Source organism: Cedecea sp. FDAARGOS_727 (assembly GCF_012273235.1).
Taxonomy (GTDB): Bacteria; Pseudomonadota; Gammaproteobacteria; order Enterobacterales; family Enterobacteriaceae; genus Cedecea; species Cedecea davisae.
In genome coordinates this window covers 1,026,232-1,052,440 of sequence record NZ_CP050966.1, presented here as the reverse complement: position 1 = coordinate 1,052,440, position 26,209 = coordinate 1,026,232, and the positions used below count along the sequence as shown (strand labels likewise).

Below are 26,209 nucleotides of genomic sequence, written 5' to 3'. Positions count from 1 at the left end.
AAGTGTGATGGTCGTCACATTTATGGCTTTTTTGCTCTGTGGAAGAGAAAAGAGTGGAGAGGTATCCGGGTTATCTCGATATTTACTGCCGCTATAAGAAGCGAAAGTATTTTTTTATTCTTTTTGAATCAAATTGTTACCACTCACGGTGGTCTCTTTGAAGCCGGCGAGCCCTGTGCTTTTCAATCCTCTTCTTTTTTACCTCTACAATCGAATAGATTGGCTCCCTGAAACGTTAACTCTTTACCTGTGTTAAGGAGTTGCCATTATGTCCAGGCTCGGTCTTCTCTTATCTGCTCTGCTGCTCATAAGCCCGCTGGCGAGCGCCCGGCCGGTCGATTACAAAATCGTTGCGCAAGACACCGATATCAATATGTCCTGGCGTGCCTTCGGCGGTATGCAGTCCTCGGCGGATATCAAGGGTGTAACCGGCCAGATAAAATTGGACCAGAACAACGAATTCAACGACAAGATTAACGTCAGCATTCCCGTTTCCCCTCTTATAGCCTCTAATTCTCTTCTCACATGGCAGCTTAAAAGCGATATGTTTTTTGATGCGGCGCGCTACCCCACGATGGTCTTTATCAGTGACAGAGTGGTCGGCCTGGGAAATCATCACTACAGGATCTTTGGTTCTTTGACGGTTAAAAATATCCGGCAGCCGGTGATTCTTGAAGCCGTGCTGGAAGCCCCGCAAGAGAATGAATGGGCCCTGCATGCCACGACCGCTATTTCGCGCTCTGCGTTTAATATGACGAGCTTTGCTGCGGTGGTGGATGACCGAATTGCCATCGCCATAACGCTTCAGGCAGCCCCGCTATAATGTCGAATTAAAAGGCCTGGCGTTATAGGGGTGCCGTGAAGATAGCTGGCTGATATACTAGCGCCCTCGATGTGGTACTGCGCGTTTGTACAAACTAATGTGTATCAGCGGGTGCAGCAGGCTTTATTCGCCCTGTACCGTTTGATTGGTCTTTGTTGTTTTAAAACGGTTGGTTGTATTTTTTATGAAACATACTGTTGAAGTGATGATCCCGGAAGCGGAGATCAAAGCCCGTGTCGCCGAGCTGGGTCGTCAGATTACCGAACACTATCGCGACAGCGGCAGTGATATGGTGCTGGTCGGGCTGCTGCGCGGTTCATTTATGTTTATGGCAGACCTGTGCCGTGAAGTTCAGGTGTCCCATGAAGTCGATTTTATGACTGCTTCCAGCTACGGCAGCGGCATGTCCACCACGCGCGATGTGAAAATCCTCAAAGATCTCGATGAAGACATTCGCGGTAAAGATGTGCTTATCGTGGAAGACATCATCGACTCCGGCAACACGCTGAGCAAAGTGCGTGAAATCCTCAGCCTGCGTGAGCCAAAATCTCTGGCCATTTGTACGCTGCTGGACAAACCAACCCGCCGTGAAGTGAACGTTACCGTTGAGTACGTTGGTTTCTCTATTCCGGATGAATTCGTGGTCGGCTACGGCATCGACTACGCGCAGCGCTATCGTCACCTGCCGTACGTTGGCAAAGTCGTGCCGCTGGGTGAGTAATCTCCGCTGAATAATGAAAAGGGCCTTTAAAGGCCCTTTTTGCTATCCACTTTTTGCGTAATTACTGCAAAGCTGAGCGATTGCGGTGGCTATGGTGGGTATTTTTTAGATTGGATATCCCGCTGCGGTAACCCTGCTCCAGCGACTCGCGGCTGGTGGCCGTGACTTCGAGGTCACGCAGGCGGCCGTCGTGGATACCGTAAACCCAGCCGTGAACCGTGACCTTCTGGCCTCGTTTCCACGCGGATTGCATGATGGTTGAGTGGCCGATGTTGTACACCTGCTCCATGACGTTCAGTTCACAGAGCGTATCCATACGCTGTTCCGGTGCCAGTTCCCCCAGTAGCGAACTATGCTTGAACCACAGATCGCGAATGTGCAGCAGCCAGTTGTTGATCAGGCCAAGCTCCGGGTTTTCTACCGCAGCCTGTACGCCGCCGCAGCCGTAGTGGCCGCAAATAATGATGTGCTCAACCTCAAGGACGTCTACCGCGTACTGAACAACCGAGAGGCAGTTCAGATCGGTATGGACCACCAGGTTGGCGACATTACGATGTACAAACAGCTCGCCCGGTTCGAGGCCGGTAAGGCGTTCCGCTGGGACACGGCTATCGGAGCAGCCGATCCAGAGGAAACGGGGTTTTTGTGCCTGGGAGAGTCTTTCGAAGAAACCCGGGTCTTCCTCAACCAGCATTTTGGACCAAAGTTCATTATTGCTGATAAGGGAATCAATATCTTTCATGTGCGGTTAACGCCTGTAACCCGAGAAGTGCGTTGAGGTAATATAGGGTAACTCAACGACTTTTTAAACAAGTACCGAATAAAGGTAAGTGAATATCCATGACAATTGCATTGGAACTGGAACAGTTAACGAAAACCTATCCCGGCGGCGTTCAGGCGCTGCGCGGTATAGATCTTCGTGTTGAGGCCGGAGACTTTTATGCGTTACTCGGCCCAAACGGCGCCGGTAAATCTACCACCATCGGCATTATTAGTTCTCTGGTGAATAAAACCTCCGGTCGGGTTCGCGTATTTGGCTATGACCTGCAAAAGGACGTGGTCAACGCCAAGCGCCAGCTCGGGCTGGTGCCGCAGGAATTTAACTTTAACCCGTTTGAGACGGTACAGCAGATAGTTGTACATCAGGCTGGCTACTACGGCGTTGAGCGTAATGAAGCTATCGCTCGCAGCGAAAAGTATTTAAAACAGCTCGATCTGTGGGAAAAACGCAACGAACGCGCGCGCATGTTATCCGGCGGGATGAAGCGCCGCCTGATGATAGCCCGCGCGCTGATGCACGAGCCGAAGCTGCTGATCCTTGATGAACCAACAGCCGGCGTGGATATTGAACTGCGCCGTTCAATGTGGGGCTTCCTCAAAGATCTCAACGACAAGGGCACCACGATTATCCTCACCACGCATTATCTGGAAGAAGCCGAAATGCTGTGCCGCAACATCGGCATTATCCAGCGCGGCGAGCTGGTGGAAAATACCTCCATGAAGTCGCTGCTTTCCAAGCTGAAGTCGGAAACCTTTATCCTCGACCTGGCGCCAAAAAGCCCGCTGCCGAAGCTGGACGGCTACCAGTACCGCCTGGTGGACACCTCAACGCTCGAAGTCGAAGTCCTGCGCGAGCAGGGCATTAATAGCGTCTTCAGCCAGCTTAGCGCTCAGGGAATACAGGTACAAAGTATGCGTAACAAGGCCAACCGTCTCGAAGAACTCTTTGTGACGCTGGTAAACGGTAAACAAGGGGATGCGTCATGATGCAGCTTTACTGGGTGGCGCTGAAAAGCATCTGGACCAAAGAAGTCCATCGCTTTGCCCGAATTTGGATCCAGACCCTGGTTCCGCCGGTCATCACCATGACTCTGTACTTCATTATCTTCGGTAACCTGATTGGCTCCCGCATCGGCGAAATGCACGGCTTCACCTATATGCAGTTTATCGTTCCGGGCCTGATTATGATGGCGGTTATCACCAATGCCTACGCTAACGTGGCCTCTTCGTTCTTTAGCGCTAAGTTCCAGCGCAATATCGAAGAACTGCTGGTTGCGCCGGTGCCGACGCATGTCATCATCGCGGGCTATGTCGGCGGCGGCGTTGCCCGCGGCCTGTGCGTGGGCATTCTGGTCACGGCGGTTTCGCTGTTCTTCGTTCCGTTCCAGGTCCATTCGTGGCTGTTCGTGGCGCTGACGCTGGTACTGACGGCGGTGCTGTTCTCGCTGGCTGGCTTGCTGAACGCGGTATTTGCCAAAACCTTTGATGACATCAGCCTGATCCCAACCTTCGTGCTGACGCCGCTCACTTATCTGGGCGGAGTGTTCTACTCCCTGACGCTGCTGCCGCCGTTCTGGCAGGGGCTGTCGCACCTGAACCCGATTGTCTACATGATTAGCGGCTTCCGCTTTGGTTTCCTCGGGATTAGCGACGTACCTCTGGCGACCACCGTTGGCGTGCTGGTCATCTTCATCGCGGCGTTTTATCTGCTGTGCTGGTATCTCATCCAGCGCGGACGCGGCCTGCGTACCTAATACCAGATTCCTCAACCCTCCCCAAAAGGGGAGGGTTTTCTCACCCCAAATTGATACGCATCAGGCTATTTTTTCAGCTTTCTGGCACACTATCGCCCGGTTAACAGGAGACGCCTTATGCTGGGTTGGGTGATTGCCGGGCACGACGATTATGCCCAGAAGATGCTGGATGCAATGGAAAAGCGCTTTGGCCCGCAGCCGCAGTGCTGCGCGGTAAATTTCTGGAAAGGGATGAGCACCAATATGCTGAGCCGCATGATGTGCGATGCGCTTTATCATTGCGACTCAGGAGACGGCGTTATCTTCCTTACGGATATTACCGGCGAAGCGCCTTACCGCACCGCCGCCTTGCTCAGCCATAAGCATGAGCACTGCGAGGTGATCTCCGGCGTAAATCTGCCGCTGCTGTGCGCCATGCGTGAACAGCGGGAGTCCCTGTCCAGCGAGGCGTTTCGCCTGCTGATAGTTGAGCAGGGCGAGGAGGCGATAACCAGCCTCTGGCACCAGCAGCAAAAGAACCCTCCGTTTGTATTGCTCCACCCGTTTTAAGGGGATTGGCTTATTCCGGTTGGTATTCACGCATCTTTTGCTAAAATAACGCCTTCCTTCCGTCTTCACGACACAAAGACTAATAAATTCGCCATGTTAACTCGCCTCGTTTATTGCGTGATGCTGGTCATCAGCATCTCTACCGCCCGGGCCAGCCTGCTTAGCAGCCATGCTACGCCTGCCCAATATATGCAAACCACCGAAGGGGCCGATATCTGGGCGCAGGTTGGCGACAGCGTTATTTCCGTAGGCAGAATTGAGGAAGGGCAGATTCTGGCCGTGGTGCCCACGGTGGCGGATTACTACGAATTTAATTTTGGCTTTGGCACAGGGTTTATCGACAAAGCGCATCTCGCGCCGGTCAAAGGCAAGCAGCGGGTGGAAGACCGGCTGGGCGACCTGAATAAGCCGCTCAGTAATCAGAACCTGATTACCTTCCGTGATGTGGTGGTTTACAGCGAGCCATCCACTTCCAGCACGCCGTTTGGCACCCTGGCGGATAACCTTCGCTACCCGGTGCTCAGCAAGTTAAAAGACCGATTAAACCAGACCTGGTTCCAGATCCGCATCGGCAACCGGCTTGGCTATATCAGCAGCCTGGATGCTCAGCCGGACAACGGTATTCCGGTGCTGACTTATCATCATATTCTGCGTGACGAAGAAAATACCCGCTTCCGCCATACGTCTACCACGACTTCGGTGGTTGCTTTCAGTAATCAGATGACCTGGCTGCGTGATATGGGCTACACCACGCTGACGATGTATCAGCTGGAAGGCTATGTGCGTAACCGAATGAACCTTCCTGCTCGCGCCGTGGTTATTACCTTCGATGACGGGCTGAAGTCGGTTTATCGCTACGCGTATCCTATCCTGAAGCAGTATGGCTTTAAGGCTACGGCTTACATCATCTCGTCGCGTATTAAGCGCCACCCGCAGCCGTGGAACGCTAAATCTCTGCAATTTATGAGTATCGCAGAGCTGGAAGCGATTCAAAGCGTGTTTGATATCCAGTCGCACACCCACTTCCTGCACCGGGTGGATAACTACCGCCGCCCAATCCTGCTAAGCCGCAGCTACCACAACATCCTGTTTGATTTTGAGCACTCGCGCCGCGCGCTCTCGCAATTTAATCCGCATGTGCTTTATCTCTCGTACCCGTTTGGCGGCTATAACGATACCGCGGTCAAAGCGGCTAATGACGCTGGTTTCCATATGGCGGTGACGACGGTGCGCGGCAAGGTGAAGCCGGGAGATAATCCGTTCCTGTTGAAGCGGCTTTATATTATGAGGACGGATTCGCTGGAGACGATGTCGAGGACGATTACCAATCAGCCTGAGTCGTAAGCGGACCCTGGTTTTGTAACGCGTTATCTAAGGTGGGTTTGTTCGATCCCCTCTCCCACGTGGGGAGAGGGGTAGGGTGAGAGGTAGTTGTTACGCTACCTGCACCGGTACGGCTTTCGCGAGACGTTTCATCTCATTATCACCGTCAAAATAGGCTACCTTCGGCTGCCAGCTACGAGCCTGCTCGTCCGGCATCGTCACGTAGCTTGCGATAATTAAAATATCGCCAACGTCCGCGCAGTGTGCCGCAGCGCCGTTAACGGAGATGATTTTAGACCCGCGCTCACCGGCAATAGCGTAGGTAGAAAAGCGCTTACCGTTGGTGACGTTGTAAATATCGATGGCTTCGTATTCCAGAATGCCTGCCGCCTCAAGGAAGTCCTGATCGATGGCGCAGGAGCCTTCGTAGTGCAAGTCCGCCTGAGTCACTTTGACGCGGTGTAACTTGCCTTGCAGCATAGTGCGAATCATAGCTTGAACCTTTGTCTCTGGGCTAAAAAAGCGCCGAATTCATCGACGCTGTGAATATTCGAGGCAGTATTGCCCTTTTTATTTGGGCTGTCTACTGCGCCAAATCAACGGTAACGTTATCAATCAGTCGCGCCTGGCCGAGCCACGCCGCCATCAGGATAACCGCGCGTTTGCTCTCTTCAGACAGCTCCAGCAGCGTGTCCGCATCGCGGATTTGCAGGTCGTCCGAGCGGAAGCCTTTTTCATTTAGCTCGGCCGCCGCGAGGATAAGCATCTCTTCGCAATCCCGTTCGCCGCTGCGCAGCTTGTCGGCCAGGCCGTTCATCACTTTGCTCAACCCCGGCGCAATTTTGCGCTGCTCCGCGCTCAGATAGCCATTGCGGGAGCTAAGGGCCAGCCCGTCTTTCGCCCGCACCGTTGGCACGCCGATAATCTCGATGTCGTAGCCCATATCGGCCACCATTTTGCGGATAAGCGCCAGCTGCTGGTAATCCTTCTGGCCAAAGCAGGCAACATCCGGCTGCACCAGGTTAAACAGCTTGCTGACGATGGTAGATACGCCGCGGAAGTGACCCGGACGGCTGGCGCCTTCCAGCATGGTGGAAATGCCCGGCACGTCAACGAAGGTTTGGCTATCAAGTCCCTGCGGGTAAACATCCGCCGGAGCCGGAGCGAACACCATATCGACCTTGCGGCGGTTGAGCTTCTCGCAGTCTTCCTGCAGGGTGCGCGGGTAGCGAGCTAAATCGTCGGGCCTGTCAAACTGCATCGGGTTGACGAAAATGCTTACAACCACCACATCGGCAGCGGCTTTTGCTTCTTCAACCAGCGTCATATGCCCATCGTGCAGGTTGCCCATAGTGGGCACCAGCGCAATGCGCTTTCCTTCCTGGCGCCAGCGGCGAATCTGCTGACGCAGCAGCGGTACGGTTTCGATAATCAGCACAACCCTTCTCCTGTCAGTAAAAACTGTGTTCGTTGCCCGGATAGCTGCCGGACTCGACTTCGCTAATGTACTGGCGCACTGCGGCGCGGATATCACCCGTCCCGGCCAGGAAGTTTTTCGCAAATTTAGGAATATGGCCGCCGGTGATTCCGAAGGCATCATGCATGACCAGAATTTGCCCGTCCGTGACGTTGCCCGCGCCGATACCGATAACCGGAATGCCAAGCGCTTCGGTAACGCGTTTTGCCAGTTCGACCGGCACGCACTCCAGAACCAGCAGCTGCGCGCCGGCGGCTTCCAGCGCCAGGGCATCGTCCAGCAGCGTCGTCGCTGCCTGCTCGTCTCGCCCCTGAACCTTATAGCCGCCAAAGATATTCACCGACTGCGGCGTCAGGCCCAGGTGCCCGCAAACCGGCACCGCTCGTTCGGTCAGCATTTTCACCGTCTCAGCAAGCCAGCGTCCGCCTTCGATTTTTACCATATTAGCACCGGCGCGCATCACTTCAGCCGAGTTGGCAAAGGCCTGTTCAGGCGTGGCATAAGCCATGAAAGGCAGGTCTGCCAGCAGCAGGCAATTTGGCGCACCGCGGCGAACCGCGCGGGTGTGGTAGGCAATCTCTTCGACCGTGACCGGCAGCGTGGAATCATTTCCCTGTACCGTCATGCCCAGCGAGTCGCCCACCAGCAGCACGCCGACGCCTTCGTCAGCAAAAAGTTTGGCAAAGCTAAAGTCATAGGCGGTAAGAGTGGCGAATTTCTTTTTGTCCTGCTTGAGCTTGCGCAGGGTGGAGGTGGTAGTGGGTTTCATCATCATCCCCGGAGAAAGGTTTGAAAAGGATACGGGCGCGCCGGTTACCAGCGGGTAATACCCTCCCGGGAGAGGTTAGCCAGTATCTCAGCAACAGCCTGGCCGTCAGGAAAACGGCAGTCTGGCGCTATTTCCAGTAAAGGAACCAGCATAAATGCGCGGTTCTTCATATCGTAGTGTGGCACGGTCAGGCGCTCGGTATGAATCACTTCGCTGCCGAACAGCATAATATCGAGATCTAAAGTACGCGGCCCCCAGCGTTCCTCTTTGCGCACGCGCCCGTGCTCCAGCTCAATGCGCTGAGTCTGGTCGAGTAAAGCTTCGGCCGGCAAATCGGTTTCCAGCACCACGGCTGCGTTCAGATAATCCGGCTGATCCTGTGGGCCCAGAGGCGGGGTGCGATAAAACGAAGAGGTCGCCACCACCAGGCTGTGCGGAATGGCGGCGAGGGCGTCGAGCGCGGAAGAGACTTGCTCCAGCGGCGACGCCTGATTACTGCCCAGAGCGATATACGCGAGGGTCATGCACTGCCTTCGCGGCGCGGCGCACGCTTGCGCGGACGGCGGGTGCGGCGGCGGGCGGCTGGCTCATCGCCAAGATCGTTGAGCATATCTTTCTGCATCGGCGGAGCGGCAACCTGGAACTCGCCCCACCATTTGGTCAGGCGCTGGAGCTCGTGGTTGTTTTCCACTTCGGCGCGCAGGGCCAGCAGGTCGTAAGAGGCGCGGAACTTAGGATGCTCCATCAGCTTCCAGGCGCGTTTACCCTGGCGGCGCGACAGGCGCAGCTGTAGGCCCCAGATATCACGCACGAGGGTAGTGATGCGTTTCGGAATCGCCAGCGCACGGCAGGCTTCATCCAGCACGTCATTCATCGCCAGCGCGAAGGCATCGTAATAGGCGAGGCCGCTTTCCTGGGCAATCTTTTGCGCCATCTCCAACTGCGGATACCAGAACATCGCCGCGAACAGGAACGCCGGATTCACGCGCATATCGTTATGAATGCGGTTGTCGGTGTTCTTCAGTACCTGAGCGATGATCAGTTCCATCGGGCTGTCGCCCTGCTCGGTAAAGTAGCGGGTGATGATCGGGAACAGCGGCTGGAACAGCTGATATTCACGCAGCAGACGGTAGGTTTCAAACCCATAGCCCGCCTGCAACAATTTGAGTGATTCTTCGAACAGACGCGCCGGAGGCACATCGTTAAGCAGGGTCGCCAGGCGTGGAATAGGCTCGCCGGTCTCCGGGCTAATCGACATGTTCAGTTTGGCGGCAAAGCGCACCGCGCGCAGCATACGAACCGGATCTTCGCGGTAACGCGTTTCCGGGTCGCCAATCAGGCGGATGATGCCGTTATTCAGATCGTTCAGGCCGCCAACATAATCTCGTACCGAGAAGTCGGCCACGCTGTAGTAAAGGCTGTTGATGGTAAAGTCACGGCGCTGGGCATCTTCTTCGATGGAACCAAAGATGTTGTCGCGAAGCAGCATGCCGTTCTGGCCGCGCTGGGAAGTCTGGCGGTCGGAGGACGCCTGTTCTTCGTGGTGACCACGGAAGGTCGCGACTTCGATGATTTCCGGCCCAAACATAACGTGAGCAAGACGGAAGCGGCGGCCAACCAGGCGGCAGTTGCGGAACAGTTTACGAACCTGATCCGGCGTAGCGCTGGTGGTGACGTCAAAATCTTTTGGTTTTTTGCCCAGCAGCAGGTCGCGGACGCCGCCGCCAACGAGATAGGCCTCGTAGCCTGCTTTGTTCAAACGGTAGAGCACCTTGAGGGCATTTTCACTGATATCTTTGCGGGAAATAGCGTGCTGATCGCGCGGAATAACAGTAATGTGCGGGAGAGCTTCACTCTCCTCGACCACGACGTCATCGCGGTTAAGCACCTTGCGGCAAAAATTAGCGACTCGGGTAAAAATAGTCCACCTCGGCAGTGTCAATCATAGGGACAAAAAAAACAGCGGCTAATCATAGCTCAGTGCGGCGCATTTGAGAATAATGTATTCATCGGCACGCTATCGAGCGACCAGTTAACCACGGCCTGTTCAAGCAGCGCTTCCAGCTTAAGACTCTGCCAGTCGGCCGCTACTTGTTGATTTAAAAAACGCAATGCTTCAACCAGCACCGGGCGCGGATCGCCCTGCGGTAAAGCCGGAGCATGATTCTGTTTCGACAGCTTGGCACCTTGCTGATTAAGCGCCAGCGGCAGGTGAATATAGTGCGGCACCGGCCAGCCAAGTTGTTGATACAGCGAAATTTGCCTTACCGTCGGCTCAATTAAGTCCGCCCCGCGTACAATCTCCGTCACGCCCTGAAAATGGTCATCCACCACTACAGCAAGATTATAGGCGAACAGGCCGTCGCGGCGATGAATGATAAAATCTTCGCGGGCCAAAGCGGCGTCGGCGGTCAGTAATCCTCTCAGCCCGTCCTGGAAGCTCAGCACCGGATTTTGCTGTACCAGGCGCATTGCGGCGTTTTGCGGACCGTTATTCAAAGTACGGCAGTGGCCGTCGTAATAGCCGCCAATGTGCTGAATTCGGCTGCGGGTGCAGGTGCAGTAATAGCTCAGGCCGCGCTGTTTTAACCACGCCAGCGCTTCGCGGTAGGCCTCGTGGCGCTGAGACTGCCACAACACTTCGCCGTCCCAGTGCAGGCCGTAATGCTCAAGCTGTTTCAGGATCGTGGTGGCTGCGCCCGGGACTTCACGAGGCGGATCGATATCTTCAATGCGAACCAGCCAGAGGCCCTGCTTAGCGCGTGCCTGAAGGTAGCTGCCGAGAGCGGCAATCAGCGAACCAAAATGCAGCTCCCCGGAAGGTGAGGGGGCAAAGCGGCCAATGTAGTGTTGAGAAGGCATGTTTTCGGGGGGCTATAAAGTAATATGGCGGGAGAAAGCTCCCGCCATAGAGTCCTGGCGTTTACGCGAGCCGTTAGCCGGCCATTTGTTTTTCGCGGATTTCTGCCAGCGTTTTGCAGTCGATACACAAATCAGCTGTCGGACGAGCTTCAAGGCGACGAATGCCGATTTCCACACCGCAGGATTCGCAGTAGCCGAAATCTTCGTCTTCCACTTTCTTGAGCGTTTTCTCGATCTTTTTGATCAGTTTACGTTCGCGATCGCGGTTACGCAGTTCGAGGCTGAACTCTTCTTCCTGGGCAGCACGGTCTACCGGGTCCGGGAAGTTAGCCGCTTCATCCTGCATATGTGTAACGGTGCGATCGACCTCGTCCATGAGCTGATTACGCCATGCTTCAAGAATGCGCTTGAAGTGCGACAGCTGGGCTTCGTTCATATACTCTTCGCCCGGCTTCTCCTGGTACGGCTCCACCCCTGCGATGGCGAGAATACTCAGGGACGATGTTTTACGCTTTTGCCCTTCTTGCATGTTGTTTCTCCTTAACACGCACTTATCGGTCCCCTGTCGGGGTAAAATCAGGCCGCTATAAATAGCAGATGCTTTTCAGGATGGCAATTATATAAACTCCTCTCTTGACAACCGTGTGAAGAAAAGCTTATTTGCGAAACGACCCGACTATAAAAAAGACAATACGTTATCTGTCCTTAACCAGATGTGATTCATAAATGGACAGGCAACGGCGTAGTTAGAGTCATTCCTGTGGCAGAAAGTTCTGCCTTCCAGGCGATAATTTCAACCCCACGCTGCTGCGCCTCACTCAACAGCTGCGCATATTTTGCATCAATGTGGCGGGCCGGGGAGACGCTATTTATAGCAGAATGCAATACCGCAAACAGTAGCACCGCGCGCTCTCCTTGCTGAACCACATTCATTAACTCTCTTAAATGCTTTTGGCCACGCAGGCTAACGGCATCCGGGAAAAATCCCATTTTGTTGTCAAACAGCGTGACCGATTTCACTTCAATATAGCAGTTAACCTTGTTACACGCCTGTAACATAAAATCAATTCTGCTGCGTTCGTCGCCGTATTTTACCTCGGCCTGAACGCTGCTGTAGCCCGCTAATTCCGCCGGAGGATTCGCCTCCAGCATCTCTTTAACCAGCATGTTGGCGCGTAACGTATTGACGCAAATTATCTCACCATTTTGCGTTTGGGTAAGCTCCCAGGTATTAGGGTATTTTCGCGTTGGGCTGGCGGACGTGGAGTACCAGACGGTGTCTCCCGGCGTGGCGCATCCCGTCATCGCTCCGGTATTCGGGCAATGAAGGGTCAGGGTTTCGCCATCGGCTGTCATCACATCGGCCAGAAAACGTTTATAGCGCTTGATGAGCGTTGCGGACTGCAGCGCGGGGGAAAACTCCATTTACTCTTCCTTATTTGTCAGCGGCCAGCGTTCAAGCGTCTGGTAGCGGGTTCTGCCCTGCTCAAAAATGGACTGGTACAGGCTAAACTCTTCCACCCTGAACTGCCAGCTAAAGCCCGGCGCGGGTAAAGCGACGGGGCGAATAGCGTTGCGATACAGCGTGATATGGGGGTGAAATGGCAGCGGAGACTGGTAGCAGCCGCTGCGGGCCGCCTGAGAGCGCAGCATATTTGCCAGTTGAAGCAGGCCGCGGGGTGCCTGACGCGGCCCCATCCAGACCACGCTTGAGCGCAGCCACTGCCCGGCATCGTCCAGCTTCAGGTTGAAACCCGGCTGGCGAATACGCCCGGCAAGGCGGCTTAGCGCCCGACATTTTTCTTCAGAGACATCTCCCAGAAATGCCAGCGTCAGGTGCAGGTTAGCCGCCGCGACCGGCCTCCCCGCATCGGCAGGAAATTCGGCGGCGCGCCAGTGGATAATCTGCTGTTGCACTTCGGACGGTAAGGTCAGGGCAAAAAACAGGCGGCGACTCTCGGCCATGGTTGTCTCTCGGTTATGGTTTGGCGGGATGCTACAATGCGCGACCGCCGATGTTAACCCTTTGGAGCCGTTTGTGTCGTCATTACCGGTCGCCGCCGTGCTGCCTGAAGTGCTTGAAGCGCTCGCGCACGCCCCACAAGTTTTGCTCAATGCCCCTACCGGCGCAGGTAAATCCACCTGGCTGCCGCTGCAAATTCTCCAGCATAGCGGGCTGGAAGGGCGCATTTTGCTGCTTGAACCCCGCCGCCTTGCCGCCCGTAATGTTGCCCAGAGGCTGGCAGAGCTGCTGGGAGAGAAGCCGGGTGAAACGGTGGGCTACAGAATGCGCGCCGATAGCTGCGTCGGGCCAGATACCCGGCTGGAAGTGGTGACCGAGGGGATATTAACCCGCATGATCCAGCAAGATCCCGAACTTAGCGGCATCGGGTTGGTTATCCTCGATGAATTCCATGAGCGCAGCCTGCAGGCGGATCTTGCCCTGGCGCTGCTGCTCGACGTGCAGGCCGGGCTGCGCGACGACCTGAAAATTCTGATTATGTCCGCAACCCTGGATAACCAGCGTCTGCGGCAGTGTCTGCCCGATGCGCCGGTGATTACTTCTGAGGGGCGAGCTTTCCCTGTTGAGCGCCGTTTTAGTCCCTTGCCCGCTCATCAACGCTTTGACGAAGCGGTGGCGATAGCCGTGGCGGGTTTGCTGCGCGAAGAAAAAGGCTCCCTGCTGCTGTTTTTACCGGGCGTTGGCGAAATCCAGCGCGTGCAGGAGCAGTTGAAAGAGCGAGTGGCGGGCGACGTTCAGCTCTGCCCTTTGTATGGCGCTCTGCCGCTCAGCGAGCAGCGTAAGGCCATTCTCCCCGCCGTAGCGGAAACCCGCAAGGTTGTGCTGGCGACTAATATCGCGGAAACCAGCCTGACCATCGAAGGTATTCGGCTGGTGGTGGACGGCTCGCTTGAGCGCGTCGCCCGTTTTGACGTCCGCACCGGCCTGACTCGTCTTGTTACACAGCGCGTAAGCCAGGCTTCTATGATTCAGCGCGCAGGGCGTGCCGGGCGACTGGAGCCAGGGATTTGCCTGCACCTGACCAGCGCCGAGCAGGCTGAGCGGGCCAGCGCCCAGGGCGAACCGGAAATCCTGCAAAGCGATCTTTCTGGCCTACAGCTTGAGCTGCTGCAATGGGGCTGCCGGGACGTGAGCCAGCTGACCTGGCTTGATACTCCGCCTGAAGCGAACCTTGCGGCGGCCCGCAGGCTTTTGCGCCAGCTGGGGGCGATGGATGAGCAGCAAAGGCTCAGCGCAAACGGGCAAAAGATGGCGCAGTTGGGCAACGATCCGCGTCTGGCTGCGATGCTGGTTGCCGCAAAAACGGCGGATGAGCAGGCTACGGCGGCGCTGCTGGCCGCGATTCTGGAAGAGCCACCGCGTACTCACGGCGGCGGCGATTTACGCGTAATGTTTGACGGCAAAAACGCTAACTGGCGGCAGCGTGCGGCTCAACTGCTGAAAAGAATAAACTCGCGCGGCGGCACGGCGGATATCTCCCTGGCTATGCCGCTGCTGGCCACCGCCTTTGCAGACCGCATTGCCCGGCGACGCGGTGCGGAAGGGCGCTATCAGCTGGCCAACGGCATGGGCGCGATGCTGGAGCAGGATGATGCCATGACGCGCCACGAATGGCTGATTGCTCCGCTGCTGTTGCAGGGAAGCCAGTCGCCGGATGCGAGAATTTTGCTGGCGCTGCCGCTGGATATTGAAGAGCTGGTGGCCCGCGTGCCGCAGCTGCTGACGGAAAGCGACTCCGTGGAGTGGGACGAAGAGCGCGGCTCGCTGAAGGCATATCGCCGCAGGCAAATCGGCAGGCTGGTGGTTAAAGTCCAGCTGCTGGCGAAACCTTCGGAAGAAGAGATGCAGTTGGCGATTTTAAACGGCATACGCGAGCGCGGGCTTGATCTGCTGGAGTGGTCAATCCCGGCGCAGCAGCTGCGTTTACGCCTCGCCTGCGCCGCCCGCTGGCTGCCGGAACAGAAATGGCCTGCGGTTGACGATGAATCGCTGCTGGCAACGCTGGAAGAGTGGCTGCTGCCTGAAATGCGCGGCGTTCATTCTCTGCGGGCGCTGAAAAATATCGATCTCAGCAGGGCGCTGGGCAACCTGCTCGACTGGCCGATGCGTCAACGGCTGGATAGTGCCCTGCCAACTCATTACACTGTGCCGACCGGAAGCCAGATTGCGATTCGCTATCACAGCGATAATCCTCCTGCGCTCGCGGTACGCATGCAGGAAATGTTTGGCGAAGCGCAAACGCCCTCTATTGCAGGGGGGCGCGTTCCGCTGGTGCTTGAGCTATTATCTCCGGCGCAGCGTCCACTGCAAATAACCCGCGATTTAACTGCCTTCTGGAACGGCGCTTATCGCGAAGTGCAGAAAGAGATGAAGGGGCGCTACCCGAAACACGTGTGGCCGGACGATCCGGCGAATACCGCGCCGACGCGCCGCACGAAGAAGTATTCCTGAGGGCGCCAACCCTCTCCCAAAGGGAGAGGGAGCAAACATGAAAAGACATTTTTGATAAGAATGTCTGGCTGTTTTTTTGAGAGATTTCTTCTTTCGTATTGCGCGGAAGAACGGAGAATCGGGCCCTGGCGCCTGAACTTTTGTGGAGAAGATGCATGGCGGGGAATGACCGCGAGCCGATTGGACGTAAAGGAAAAGCAACGCGTCCGGCGAAAGAGAAGGTGAGCCGTCGTCAGGTCAGGGATGAGGATTATGACGACGATTACGAAGATGACGACTACGAAGACGAGGAGCCAATGCCGCCGCGTAAAGGAAAAGGTAAGGGTAAGGGATCGGGCCGCCCGTCGAAAAAACGCCGCTTCTTCTGGCTGCTGGTGAAGCTGGCTATCATCTTCACAATTGCGTTTGCCATCTACGGGGTTTATCTCGATCAGCAAATCCGCAGCCGCATTGACGGCAAAGTCTGGCAACTGCCGGCGGCGGTATACGGCCGCATGGTCAACCTTGAACCGGATATGCCGTATAACAAGGCGGAGATGGTCAAGCTGCTGGAAGCGACCCAGTACCGCCAGGTTTCGAGCATGACTCGCCCGGGCGAGTTTACCGTGCAGGGCAACAGCATCGAGCTCATCCGTCGTCCGTTTGACTTCCCGGACGGGAAAGAAGGGCAGATCCGCGCTCGCCTGGTGTTTGACGGCGGGCGTCTGGAATCTATCCAGAACATGGACAATAACCGCAGCTTCGGGATTTTCCGCCTCGACCCGCGCCTGATAACCATGCTCTCTTCGCCAAACGGCGAGCAGCGCCTGTTTGTGCCGCGCTCCGGCTTCCCGGACCTGCTGGTGGATACGCTTATCGCCACCGAAGACCGTCATTTCTATGAGCATGACGGAATTAGCATTTATTCCATCGGCCGTGCGGTGCTGGCTAACCTGACGGCGGGGCGTGCGGTGCAGGGCGGCAGTACGCTGACCCAGCAGCTGGTAAAAAACCTGTTCCTGACCAACCAGCGTACGCTGTGGCGTAAAGCCAACGAAGCGTACATGGCGATTATCATGGACGCCCGCTACGACAAAGACCGCATTCTGGAGCTGTACCTGAACGAGGTTTATCTCGGCCAGAGCGGCGACGATCAGATTCGCGGCTTCCCGCTGGCGAGTCTTTACTACTTCGGTCGCCCGGTTGACGAGCTGAGCCTCGATCAGCAGGCGCTGCTGGTGGGCATGGTAAAAGGTGCGTCGCTATATAACCCGTGGCGTAATCCGAAGCTGGCGCTGGAGCGCCGTAACCTGGTGCTGCGCCTGCTGCAAGAGCAGAAGGTTATCGACCAGGAGCTGTACGACATGCTGAGCGCCCGTCCTCTGGGCGTGCAGCCGCGCGGCGGCGTTATTTCCCCGCAGCCTGCCTTTATGCAGATGGTGCGTCAGGAGTTGCAGGACAAGCTGGGCGATAAAGTGAAAGATCTCTCCGGCGTGAAGATCTTTACCACCTTTGACTCCGTTTCTCAGGATGCGGCTGAAAAAGCCGTAACCGAAGGCGTTCCGGTACTGCGCGCTTCGCGCAAGCTGAACGACCTGGAAGCGGCGATGGTGATTGTTGACCGCTTTACCGGTGAAGTTCGTGCCGTGGTCGGCGGGGCGGAGCCTCAGTTTGCGGGCTTTAACCGCGCATTGCAGGCTCGTCGTTCTATCGGCTCGCTGGCAAAACCGGCGACCTATCTGACGGCGCTAAGCCAGCCGGACACATTCCGCCTGAATACCTGGCTTGCCGATGCCCCAATTGGCATCAAGTTGTCGAACGGGCAGGTATGGTCGCCGCAAAACGATAACCACCAATATAGTGGGCAGGTGATGCTGGTTGACGCCCTGACGCGTTCTATGAACGTGCCGACCGTCAATCTCGGGATGACGCTGGGTCTACCGGCTATTACCGATACCTGGACTAAGCTCGGTGTGCCAAAAGACCAGTTGAATCCGGTTCCGTCGATGATCCTGGGGGCGCTGAACCTGACGCCGATTCAGGTCGCGCAGGCGTTCCAGACCATTGCCAGCGGCGGTAACCGCGCAACGCTGTCTGCGCTGCGTTCCGTTATTGCCGAAGACGGCACGGTGTTGTACCAGAGTTTCCCGCAGGCCGAGCAGGCCGTTCCGGCTCAGGCCGCTTACCTGACGCTGTTTGGTATGCAGCAGGTTGTGGCTCGCGGTACGGGTCGTGCGCTGGGCGGTAAATACCCGAACCTGCATCTGGCGGGTAAAACGGGGACCACCAACAACAATGTGGATACGTGGTTTGCCGGTATTGATGGCCGGGAAGTTACCATTACGTGGGTTGGCCGCGATAATAACCAGCCGACCAAACTGTACGGTGCCAGCGGCGCGATGTCGCTGTATCAGCGCTATCTGTCGAACCAGTCGCCGATCCCTCTGGATCTGACCGAGCCGGAAGATATCGTCGATATGGGCGTCAATAGCGCGGGCTACTTCCAGTGCGGAGGCGGGGGCGACCGCATTCTGCCGGTATGGACGACGAATCCAAATGCGTTGTGCCAGCAGAGCCAGCAGGAAGAGCAGTCGGCTAATCCATTTAGCCAGACTCCTGCGGGCCAGCAGCCTCAACAGCAGCCGCAGCAGCAACCTCAGCAACAACCCGCTCAGGAACAGAAAAGCGACGGCGTTGCCGGTTGGATCAAAGATATGTTCGGCGGTAACTAAGTTGACTCTTTACCCTCTCCCGCCCGGGAGAGGGTTCCTTATCCTAAATTTCACACCTCAATAACACCCTATAAACCATCCGGTTATTTCTTAATCCCTTAGCTATTGCGAGGATGTGAAGCGCTTGCTATGCACGATTCGTTTCGTCTATTATCCTGCGGGCATAATAATAATTATCGTTTACGTTATCATTTACTACTTCATCAGAGAAAATATCATGGCGCGTTCACTCACTGGTCAGCCAGCCAAAAACCCTGTCCGTAAGCTTGCCCTGTTTGTCGCTGCGGCGGTGGGAAGCGTAAGCGTAAGCAGCTTTGCTGCGGGCACTAATAGCACCCAAAAAGAAGACACTATTACGGTCTCTGCCAGCGCTGCACCGGCGGAAAGCGCATGGGGCCCGTCACCGACGATTGCGGCCAAGCGTTCCGCAACCGCGACCAAAACCGACACCCCAATTGAAAAGACGCCACAGTCTATTTCCGTGGTAACTAGTGAAGAGATGCAGATGCATCAATTCCAGTCCGTTAAAGAAGCGCTGGGCTATACGCCGGGCGTAACGGTAAGCAGCCGCGGTGCGTCAAACACTTATGACTTCGTTATTATTCGCGGCTTCTCCTCCGTTGGCCTGAACCAGAACAACTATCTGGACGGCCTGAAAATGCAGGGTGACTTCTATAACGACGCGGTCATCGATCCCTACATGCTGGAGCGCGTTGAGCTGATGCGCGGCCCAACCTCCGTGTTGTACGGTAAAAGCAGCCCGGGCGGCATTGTGAACATGGTTAGCAAGCGTCCGACTACCGAGCCGCTGCATGAGATCCAGTTCAAGATGGGGACGGATAATCTCTACCAGACCGGTTTTGACTTCAGCGATAAGCTGGACGATTCAGGTGTTTATTCTTATCGCCTGACCGGCGTTGCTCGTTCCAACAACGAACAGCAGGATCACGCTAAACAACAGCGTTATGCCATTGCTCCGTCCTTCTCATGGCGCCCTGACGACAGAACTAATTTTACCTTCCTGTCCTACTTCCAGAATGAACCTCAAACAGGTTACTACGGCTGGTTGCCAAAAGAGGGGACCGTTCAGCCGCTGCCAAACGGTGGACGTCTGCCAACCAGCTTTAATGAAGGGGCGACCAACAATAGCTATTCCCGCAACCAGAAAATGGTGGGCTATAGCTTTGAACACGGTTTCAACGACACCTTTACCGTGCGTCAGAACCTGCGCTTCTCAGAAATGAAAGTGGCTCAGCAAAGCGCATATGGAACCGGTCTGTGCAACAACAGCATGAACCTGTTTAATACCTACTGTCAGGCACTGACGGCTGAGCAAAAAGCTCACTATCTTGGACGCGGAACCGTCGTTGATAATGAAAGGCTGCAAAACTTCAGCGTTGATACGCAACTGCAAAGTAAATTTGCGACCGGTGATGTTGATCATACCCTGCTGACCGGGATTGATTACATGCGTATGCGTAACGACATCAGCGCTCTGTTTGGCAATGCTCCGGCTCTGGATCTTAATAATCTGGGTTCAATGAGCGACGTCGATTTCGGCAATGCTGTGCCTTACCAGATGAATGAAAGCAAGCAGACCGGCCTGTATGTTCAGGACCAGGCTGAATGGAACAAGTGGGTCATGACGTTGGGCGGTCGCTACGATTGGTCTAAGCAGGCGACAACGGTGCGCAGTGATAACGGTTATATCGAGCGCAACGATCATCAGTTCACCTGGCGTGGTGGTGTTAACTATCTGTTTGACAATGGTATTTCACCATACGTCAGCTACAGCCAGTCCTTTGAACCTAACGCATTTAGCCTCTACAGCACGCCTCGGGTTGCCTACCGTCCTTCTAAGGGCGAGCAGTACGAAGCTGGCGTGAAGTATGTACCTAAGGATATGCCGGTTGTGGTTACCGGTGCGGTCTATCAGTTGACCAAAACTGATACCCTGATGACGGACCCGACAAACGCGCTTAATCAGGTTCCGGCCGGTGAAGTTCGCGCTCGCGGCGTAGAGCTGGAAGCGAAGGCGGCGGTTAACGCTAATATCAACGTAACGGCGTCGTACACTTATACCGATGCGCAGTACACCAAAGATACAACCCTTCAGGGAAATAGTCCGGTCCAGGTTCCTAAACACATGGCTTCCCTGTGGGGGGATTATACCTTCAACAGCGGCGTGCTGAGTGGCCTGACTCTGGGTACCGGCGGTCGATTCATCGGCTCAAGCTATGGCGACCCGGCGAACACCTTCAAGGTGGGCAGCGCGGCGGTTATGGACGCAGTTGTGAAGTATGACCTCGGTCGCTTTGGCCTGAACGGTTCAAGCATTGCGGTGAACGTCAACAACCTGCTCGACCGTGACTATGTTGCCAGCTGCTTCGAAACTTATGGCTGCTTCTGGGGCGCAGAGCGTCAGGTGGTTGCCACCGCGACCTTCCGCTTCTAACTTGTCTCCCGGGCACGGTTCGCCGTGCCCTTCACTAAGATGGCTACCATGCAGGATAAACACCTTCATCCCGACACCACTTTTAGCCTCACCGATGTCACCTTCCGCGTGCCCGGGCGCACGTTACTCCATCCGCTTTCCATCACCTTTCCGGTGGGTAAAGTCACCGGCCTGATTGGCCACAACGGTTCCGGTAAATCGACGCTGCTGAAAATGCTCGGTCGCCACCAGAAGCCGTCGGACGGGGATATTCTGCTTAACTCGCAGCCGCTGGATAGCTGGAGCAGCAAGGCTTTTGCTCGCCAGGTTGCCTATCTGCCGCAGCAGTTGCCCGCGGCCGAAGGGATGACGGTACGTGAGCTGGTGGCGATTGGTCGTTATCCGTGGCACGGGGCATTGGGGCGTTTTGGCGTAGCCGATCGTGAACGGGTCGACGAGGCTATTAGCCTTGTAGGGCTGAAACCGTTTGCCCATCGCCTGGTGGACAGCCTTTCCGGCGGTGAGCGCCAGCGCGCGTGGATTGCGATGCTGGTGGCGCAGGATAGCCGCTGCCTGCTGCTTGATGAGCCAACCTCCGCGCTGGATATTGCTCACCAGGTTGATGTCCTCGCGCTTATTCATCGCCTTAGCCAGGAGCGTGGCCTGACGGTGATTGCCGTTCTGCACGATATCAATATGGCCGCACGCTATTGCGATAACCTGGTGGCGCTACGCGGCGGGGAAATGATCGCCCAGGGTACGCCAGAGGCGCTGATGCAAAGCGATACGCTGGAACACATCTACGGTATTCCGATGGGCATCCTGCCGCACCCGGCGGGGGCTGCGCCGGTAAGTTTTGTTTATTGATGAACCGTATGAATGACTTTCTTTTGACCCGTCGCCGCCTTCTGGCGGCGATGGCGCTTTCACCGCTGCTGCTGAAGCTTCCAGCGGCGCAGGCGGCGGTGCCGGATGCAAAACGCATTATCGCCCTGGAGTGGCTGCCCGTTGAGCTGATGATGGCGCTCGGCGTAACGCCAATGGCCGTCGCCGACATTCCTAATTACCAAACCTGGGTTAACGAACCTAAGCTGCCGGAAGGCGTGGTGGACGTTGGCCTGCGCACCGAGCCTAACCTTGAGCTGATGGCGCAGCTAAAACCCTCTTTAATTCTCTATTCTGCTGGCTACGGACCTTCGCCGGAGAAAATCACCCGCATTGCGCCCGGGCTGGGTTTCAATTTTAACGACGGTTCCGGCAAGCCGCTGGATATTGCACGCAAATCGTTAATTCAGCTGGGCGACACGCTGGGCATGCAGGCGGCCGCCAGTAACCATCTGGCCGAGTTTGATGCGTTTATAGCCAGCATGAAGCCCCGCTTTGCCGCTCGCGGTAGCCGTCCGGTGCTGCTGATGTCATTTTTGGATAACCGCCATGCGCTGGTGGTGGGCAAGCACAGCTTATTCGAACAGGTGATGGATCTGCTGGGGGTGACGAATGCCTGGCAGGAAGAGACCAACTTCTGGGGAACCGCGGTAGTGGGAATTGAACGTCTGGCGGCGATCAAAGACGCCGATGTGCTGTGCTTTGACCATAAAAACGAAGCGATAGCCCGCCAGGTTGCCGCGACGCCTCTGTGGAAAGCGATGCCGTTTATCCGCCAGAACCGTTTCCAGCAGGTTCCCGCTGTCTGGCTGTACGGCACGACGATGTCGGCGATGCATTTCGCCCGCGTGCTGGATGACGGGCTGAGGAGAATCTCATGATTCGTCGCCATTTTATTTTCCCTGCGGCGCTGCTGCTGATTCTGTTTATTGCTGCACTCTGGCTGACGCTGCACAACATGAACGGCGTGCTGCCTTCCGCGCAGTGGAGCCGCGCTTTTGCCAGGCCGGATCTCGACAATATTCAGCAGATGCTCTTTCACTTCAGCCTGCTGCCGCGCCTGGCAATATCGCTGCTGGTCGGTGCCGGGCTGGGGCTCGTCGGTGTGTTATTCCAGCAGGTGCTGCGTAACCCACTGGCGGAGCCGACAACGCTTGGCGTAGCCAGCGGCGCTCAGCTTGGTGTCACGGTCGCCACGCTCTGGGTGCTACCTCAGACGGCCCAGCCGTTTGCGGCGCTGATTGGCGCGGCAGCGGTTGGCCTGCTGGTCTTCGGCGTTGCCTGGGGCAAGCGCATGTCGCCGGTCACGCTTATTCTTGCGGGCCTGGTACTGAGCCTTTACTGCGGCGCGGTCAACCAGCTGCTGGCTATCTTCCACCACGATCAGCTGCAGAATATGTTCCTGTGGAGTACCGGCTCGCTCAACCAGCAGGACTGGAGCAGCGTAGAAAGCCTGTGGCCACGTTTGCTGGGCGGCCTGCTGCTAACGCTGCTGCTGCTGCGCCCGTTAACGCTGATGGGGCTGGACGATGGCGTAGCCCGTAACCTCGGCCTGGCGCTTTCTCTGGTACGGCTGGCAACGCTGGCGCTGGCGATTGTTCTCAGCGCCCAGCTGGTTAACGCGGTCGGTATTGTCGGTTTTATCGGCCTGTTTGCTCCGCTGCTGGCAAAAATGTTGGGTGCCCGCCGCCTGGCCGCTCGTCTGTTCCTTGCGCCGCTGATCGGGGCCTTGATCCTCTGGCTGTCCGATCAGATTGTTATCTGGCTGGCAGGCGTGTGGGGTGAAATTTCTACCGGCACCATCACCGCGCTCATCGGTGCGCCAATTCTGCTGTGGCTGCTGCCGCGCCTGCGCACCAGTGGCGCGCCTTCGATGAGCGCCGGAGACAATATTCCGGCTGAGCGCCAGCGGGTTGTGCTGTGGCTCCTCGTCAGCCTTGGCGTTCTGCTGGTGGCGATAGCCGCCGCGCTGGCGCTTGGCCGTGATGCTCATGGCTGGCGTTGGCTGAGTGGCGAACTGTTTGATGATGTTCTGCCATGGCGCTGGCCACGCGTGATGGCGGCGTTAACCGCAGGCGTGATGCTGGCGGTCGCGGGAAGCCTGATCCAGCGCCTGACCGGCAATGCGATGGCCAGCCCGGAAGTGCTGGGCATTAGCTCCGGGGCGGCGTTTGGCGTGGTGCTGATGTTGTTTATCGTGCCGGGCAATGCCTTCGTCTGGCTGCTGCCTGCCGGTAGCTTGGGCGCGGCGGCCACCCTGCTGATTATTATGATTGCCGCCGGGCGCGGAGGCTTCTCGCCGCAGCGTATGTTGTTGGCGGGCATGGCGCTAAGTACCGCATTTACCATGTTATTGATGATGCTGATGGCAAGTGGCGATCCGCGTATGGCAACGCTGCTAACCTGGATTTCGGGTTCGACTTACAACGTCACCGGAGATCAGGCGATAAGAACGCTGGTGGTTATGGCTATCCTGCTGGCGATAACGCCGCTGTTCCGCCGCTGGCTGGCTATTCTGCCGCTGGGCGGGGCGACTGCCCGCGCGGTTGGTATGGCGATAACGCCTTCACGGCTGGCGCTTCTGCTGCTGGCTTCCACGCTGACCGCCGCCGCGACGCTTATCGTCGGGCCTTTAAGCTTCGTTGGCCTGATGGCACCGCATATCGCACGCATGCTTGGCTTCCGCAGAGCGATGCCGCAGGTGGCGATTGCCGGGGTTCTCGGGGGAATATTGATGATTCTGGCTGACTGGTGCGGCAGGATGATTATGTTCCCGAACCAGGTTCCGGCGGGGCTGCTGGCGACGTTTATCGGCGCGCCATACTTCGTTTATCTGCTGAGAAAGCAGGGGCGGTAGTTTGTATATATCGATAAAGATGAACAATAGCATACCGCGCAGGCCACCATGACACGATGGCTAAGAACAGGAGGTTCTTTCGTCCCTATGGCGTGTAGCTAATCAATTCTGAGTCGGTAGCTTTTGCAAATAATAGTTCTTATTTTGTTTGGGAACTTCAATATATCTAAAAGGTATGTGTCAAACCACATTTAATTCAACGCGACTTCGCAAATATTCTTAAGATCTAAATCCATAGATGCAACGCTGCATTCAGGCGGTTATCCGTTGACCGCTGCTCCTTGACCGGTCAACTAATCTACTATCGTTAGCATAGACCGGGCACGGAGTATCAATAACCGAGCCGACAAATTTACCGTGGTTAACATCGACTGAATGGGGGGCGTTAATAATCAAATCCATATGGCTATCCTTACTAATCCCACGAGCGATGCTGTTTAAAGATGGGGCCGGAGCAGAATGCATGGCATATGCGGATGGTATTCCCATGCAAAATGTCGATGCTGCAATCAATAACATTATTTTTTTCAACATAATGGCCTTCACTGTATATTTTATCAGTTCTTAAATAACTGCTATGGAGAGTCTTATTGCGACAAAATCGCACGATTCAAGATACATATCAGGTAGCATCCGCATAGTTGACTGTCATCGTCACGGTGTCTTCATAGGTCCCAGCAGGTTGATTCTCGTCCCCGGTCAGGGTTTTAATCTTAAAATGTATCGGCTGTTTTTCCGAGGTTCCGGTAAATTTCTCCCCCAGTTGATCCCATCTAACACCCTTATCATTCAGGATTTGATAGGGGATTTTGTTTTTTCCATTGCTGATGGACAGATATTCTGTTCCGGTATTATCGGTATGCGATCCTTTAAAGGTGACCGTATAAGGAGTGCCATAGGTACAGCGAACTTGGGCGAGAGCATCCTGGGATTCACTTTGCCCGGAAAACATTTGAGCAGGTAAAATCACATCAGTTGGTGGAGTTACCTGGCATGAAGATGAAACATTTAGCCTGAATTCAAGTGGTTGCTGAACATTACTGATATTCATGCCCACTAATGAAAAACCCAAAAGGCTTTCCCCCCTAAGTTTACCATTAAGTCGGATAGTGTAAGTTCCGTAATAAGATCCTGGCGCAATTTGTGTCTGCTGCGGAATGATAAGGTGCGCCTGCAGGCGATAAGGATGTTCCCTTTGTCCAATATGAATATACATATATGTATAATCACATTCATCTGGATGTGCGCTGCATAGTGCTTTATTCATTGCCGTTGATTCACTGCTGTTGGGACCCAGAATACTGTCCACTAGTTCCTTTTGATCGCCCCCTTGAGGAAACACATAATTAGTTGGAGTGCCGATAGTGCTGACGCAAAGCTGAGAAATCTCTCCTGCTGATTGCCCTGCACACAGATTCGCCCGGATTTGATAATGCTCATTAGCCTCTGCCGGTTTTTCGTTAGTGAGCACCAGGTCATTACCGGACCAGGGCTTTGGAAATACGCGGCTGACCACCATACTGAAAGAGGCGTCGGAGTCAGAAAGAGTGTCGGGCCTGCCGAGACAGAAAACATCCACCGGGACGTCTACACTGGTATTACCACCATCCTGAATATCCAAACCTGATTTATCGAAAGAGCTAAGTATAATCGGTCCTGTATGGTCCCAATACACATTACAAAGCTGGTTGAATTCAAAGTTCATGAGGCTATTAGCCTGCCCCTTTGGAATAAAGCCTGATAGTAGAAAAAGCATTGCAATAATACCGTATCGTACTTTCATTATTTAT

The 26,209-nt window shown here is 55.6% G+C and carries 23 protein-coding genes; 12 read left to right on the top strand and 11 right to left on the bottom strand.

What is annotated here, in order from left to right:
* Window positions 1–268 precede the first annotated feature (268 nt).
* Both FOC35_RS05105 and hpt read left to right on the top strand, forming a co-directional pair.
* Window positions 269–823, top strand: coding sequence for a YceI family protein (locus FOC35_RS05105; protein WP_172568338.1), 555 nt, complete (start codon window positions 269–271; stop codon window positions 821–823).
* A gap of 184 nt (window positions 824–1,007) precedes the next feature.
* Window positions 1,008–1,544, top strand: coding sequence for a hypoxanthine phosphoribosyltransferase (gene hpt, locus FOC35_RS05100; protein WP_016534930.1), 537 nt, complete (start codon window positions 1,008–1,010; stop codon window positions 1,542–1,544).
* A gap of 61 nt (window positions 1,545–1,605) precedes the next feature.
* Here hpt and can read toward each other — a convergent pair whose 3' ends face one another.
* Complete coding sequence (gene can / locus FOC35_RS05095; protein WP_039897921.1) at window positions 1,606–2,286, bottom strand: carbonate dehydratase; 681 nt, start codon at window positions 2,284–2,286, stop codon at window positions 1,606–1,608.
* A 98-nt stretch (window positions 2,287–2,384) separates the two neighbouring features.
* Between can and FOC35_RS05090 the strand changes: the two genes are divergently transcribed.
* The 4 genes from FOC35_RS05090 to FOC35_RS05075 all read left to right on the top strand — a co-directional run bounded on the left by FOC35_RS05090 (window position 2,385) and on the right by FOC35_RS05075 (window position 5,971).
* Window positions 2,385–3,311, top strand: a complete 927-nt coding sequence (locus FOC35_RS05090; RefSeq protein ID WP_016534933.1) for an ABC transporter ATP-binding protein — start codon at window positions 2,385–2,387, stop codon at window positions 3,309–3,311.
* Window positions 3,308–4,078 (top strand): ABC transporter permease, encoded by a 771-nt coding sequence (locus tag FOC35_RS05085; protein WP_016534934.1) that lies wholly within the window; start codon window positions 3,308–3,310, stop codon window positions 4,076–4,078. The genes FOC35_RS05090 and FOC35_RS05085 overlap by 4 nt, the downstream gene beginning before the upstream one ends.
* 117 nt (window positions 4,079–4,195) lie before the next feature.
* The gene (gene agaF, locus FOC35_RS05080; protein WP_172568337.1) at window positions 4,196–4,627 is read left to right on the top strand and encodes a PTS galactosamine/N-acetylgalactosamine transporter subunit IIA; all 432 of its coding nucleotides are present in this window, start codon (window positions 4,196–4,198) and stop codon (window positions 4,625–4,627) included.
* A 93-nt stretch (window positions 4,628–4,720) separates the two neighbouring features.
* Window positions 4,721–5,971 carry a polysaccharide deacetylase family protein gene (locus tag FOC35_RS05075; protein WP_172568336.1) on the top strand — a complete coding sequence of 417 codons (1,251 nt, stop codon included), beginning with the start codon at window positions 4,721–4,723 and terminating at the stop codon, window positions 5,969–5,971.
* Between the two features lie 90 nt (window positions 5,972–6,061).
* On the opposite strand, the gene panD is transcribed toward FOC35_RS05075, so the two are convergent.
* The 9 genes from panD to thpR form a co-directional block, all read right to left on the bottom strand.
* On the bottom strand, window positions 6,062–6,442 hold the full coding sequence (gene panD / locus FOC35_RS05070) for an aspartate 1-decarboxylase (protein WP_004387652.1): 381 nt from the start codon (window positions 6,440–6,442) through the stop codon (window positions 6,062–6,064).
* 91 nt (window positions 6,443–6,533) lie between these two features.
* Window positions 6,534–7,388 (bottom strand): pantoate--beta-alanine ligase, encoded by an 855-nt coding sequence (gene panC / locus FOC35_RS05065; protein ID WP_172568335.1) that lies wholly within the window; start codon window positions 7,386–7,388, stop codon window positions 6,534–6,536.
* Window positions 7,389–7,401: 13 nt separating this feature from the next.
* Window positions 7,402–8,196, bottom strand: a complete 795-nt coding sequence (panB, locus tag FOC35_RS05060; RefSeq protein ID WP_172568334.1) for a 3-methyl-2-oxobutanoate hydroxymethyltransferase — start codon at window positions 8,194–8,196, stop codon at window positions 7,402–7,404.
* A 44-nt stretch (window positions 8,197–8,240) separates the two neighbouring features.
* Entirely contained in the window at window positions 8,241–8,720 is a 480-nt protein-coding gene (folK, locus tag FOC35_RS05055) for a 2-amino-4-hydroxy-6-hydroxymethyldihydropteridine diphosphokinase (RefSeq protein ID WP_172568333.1), read from the bottom strand.
* Window positions 8,717–10,117, bottom strand: a complete 1,401-nt coding sequence (gene pcnB / locus FOC35_RS05050) for a polynucleotide adenylyltransferase PcnB (RefSeq protein WP_209420416.1) — start codon at window positions 10,115–10,117, stop codon at window positions 8,717–8,719. Before pcnB ends, folK begins: the two co-directional genes overlap by 4 nt.
* Window positions 10,118–10,173: 56 nt before the next feature.
* A complete protein-coding gene (gene gluQRS, locus FOC35_RS05045) occupies window positions 10,174–11,058 on the bottom strand; it encodes a tRNA glutamyl-Q(34) synthetase GluQRS (protein ID WP_016534942.1) in 885 nt (294 codons plus the stop codon).
* A 73-nt stretch (window positions 11,059–11,131) separates the two neighbouring features.
* Window positions 11,132–11,587 carry an RNA polymerase-binding protein DksA gene (gene dksA / locus FOC35_RS05040; protein ID WP_016534943.1) on the bottom strand — a complete coding sequence of 152 codons (456 nt, stop codon included), beginning with the start codon at window positions 11,585–11,587 and terminating at the stop codon, window positions 11,132–11,134.
* Window positions 11,588–11,778: 191 nt separating this feature from the next.
* Window positions 11,779–12,483: a DNA/RNA nuclease SfsA gene (gene sfsA / locus FOC35_RS05035; protein WP_172568332.1), complete on the bottom strand. Its 705-nt coding sequence runs from the start codon at window positions 12,481–12,483 to the stop codon at window positions 11,779–11,781.
* The gene (thpR, locus tag FOC35_RS05030) at window positions 12,484–13,023 is read right to left on the bottom strand and encodes an RNA 2',3'-cyclic phosphodiesterase (protein ID WP_172568331.1); all 540 of its coding nucleotides are present in this window, start codon (window positions 13,021–13,023) and stop codon (window positions 12,484–12,486) included.
* A gap of 73 nt (window positions 13,024–13,096) precedes the next feature.
* Between thpR and hrpB the strand changes: the two genes are divergently transcribed.
* The 6 genes from hrpB (at window position 13,097) to fhuB (ending at window position 24,419) form a co-directional block, all read left to right on the top strand.
* A complete protein-coding gene (gene hrpB / locus FOC35_RS05025) occupies window positions 13,097–15,532 on the top strand; it encodes an ATP-dependent helicase HrpB (RefSeq protein ID WP_172568330.1) in 2,436 nt (811 codons plus the stop codon).
* A 155-nt stretch (window positions 15,533–15,687) separates the two neighbouring features.
* Window positions 15,688–18,243: a bifunctional glycosyl transferase/transpeptidase gene (mrcB, locus tag FOC35_RS05020; protein WP_172568329.1), complete on the top strand. Its 2,556-nt coding sequence runs from the start codon at window positions 15,688–15,690 to the stop codon at window positions 18,241–18,243.
* 217 nt (window positions 18,244–18,460) lie between these two features.
* Window positions 18,461–20,698: a ferrichrome porin FhuA gene (fhuA, locus tag FOC35_RS05015; protein ID WP_172568328.1), complete on the top strand. Its 2,238-nt coding sequence runs from the start codon at window positions 18,461–18,463 to the stop codon at window positions 20,696–20,698.
* Window positions 20,699–20,746: 48 nt separating this feature from the next.
* The gene (gene fhuC, locus FOC35_RS05010; protein WP_172568327.1) at window positions 20,747–21,544 is read left to right on the top strand and encodes a Fe3+-hydroxamate ABC transporter ATP-binding protein FhuC; all 798 of its coding nucleotides are present in this window, start codon (window positions 20,747–20,749) and stop codon (window positions 21,542–21,544) included.
* Window positions 21,544–22,443, top strand: coding sequence for a Fe(3+)-hydroxamate ABC transporter substrate-binding protein FhuD (gene fhuD, locus FOC35_RS05005; RefSeq protein WP_172568326.1), 900 nt, complete (start codon window positions 21,544–21,546; stop codon window positions 22,441–22,443). Before fhuC ends, fhuD begins: the two co-directional genes overlap by 1 nt.
* Window positions 22,440–24,419: a Fe(3+)-hydroxamate ABC transporter permease FhuB gene (gene fhuB / locus FOC35_RS05000; RefSeq protein ID WP_172568325.1), complete on the top strand. Its 1,980-nt coding sequence runs from the start codon at window positions 22,440–22,442 to the stop codon at window positions 24,417–24,419. The genes fhuD and fhuB overlap by 4 nt, the downstream gene beginning before the upstream one ends.
* 622 nt (window positions 24,420–25,041) lie before the next feature.
* Here fhuB and FOC35_RS04995 read toward each other — a convergent pair.
* Window positions 25,042–26,202: a spore coat protein U domain-containing protein gene (locus FOC35_RS04995; RefSeq protein ID WP_172568324.1), complete on the bottom strand. Its 1,161-nt coding sequence runs from the start codon at window positions 26,200–26,202 to the stop codon at window positions 25,042–25,044.
* Between the last annotated feature and the right edge of the window lie 7 nt (window positions 26,203–26,209).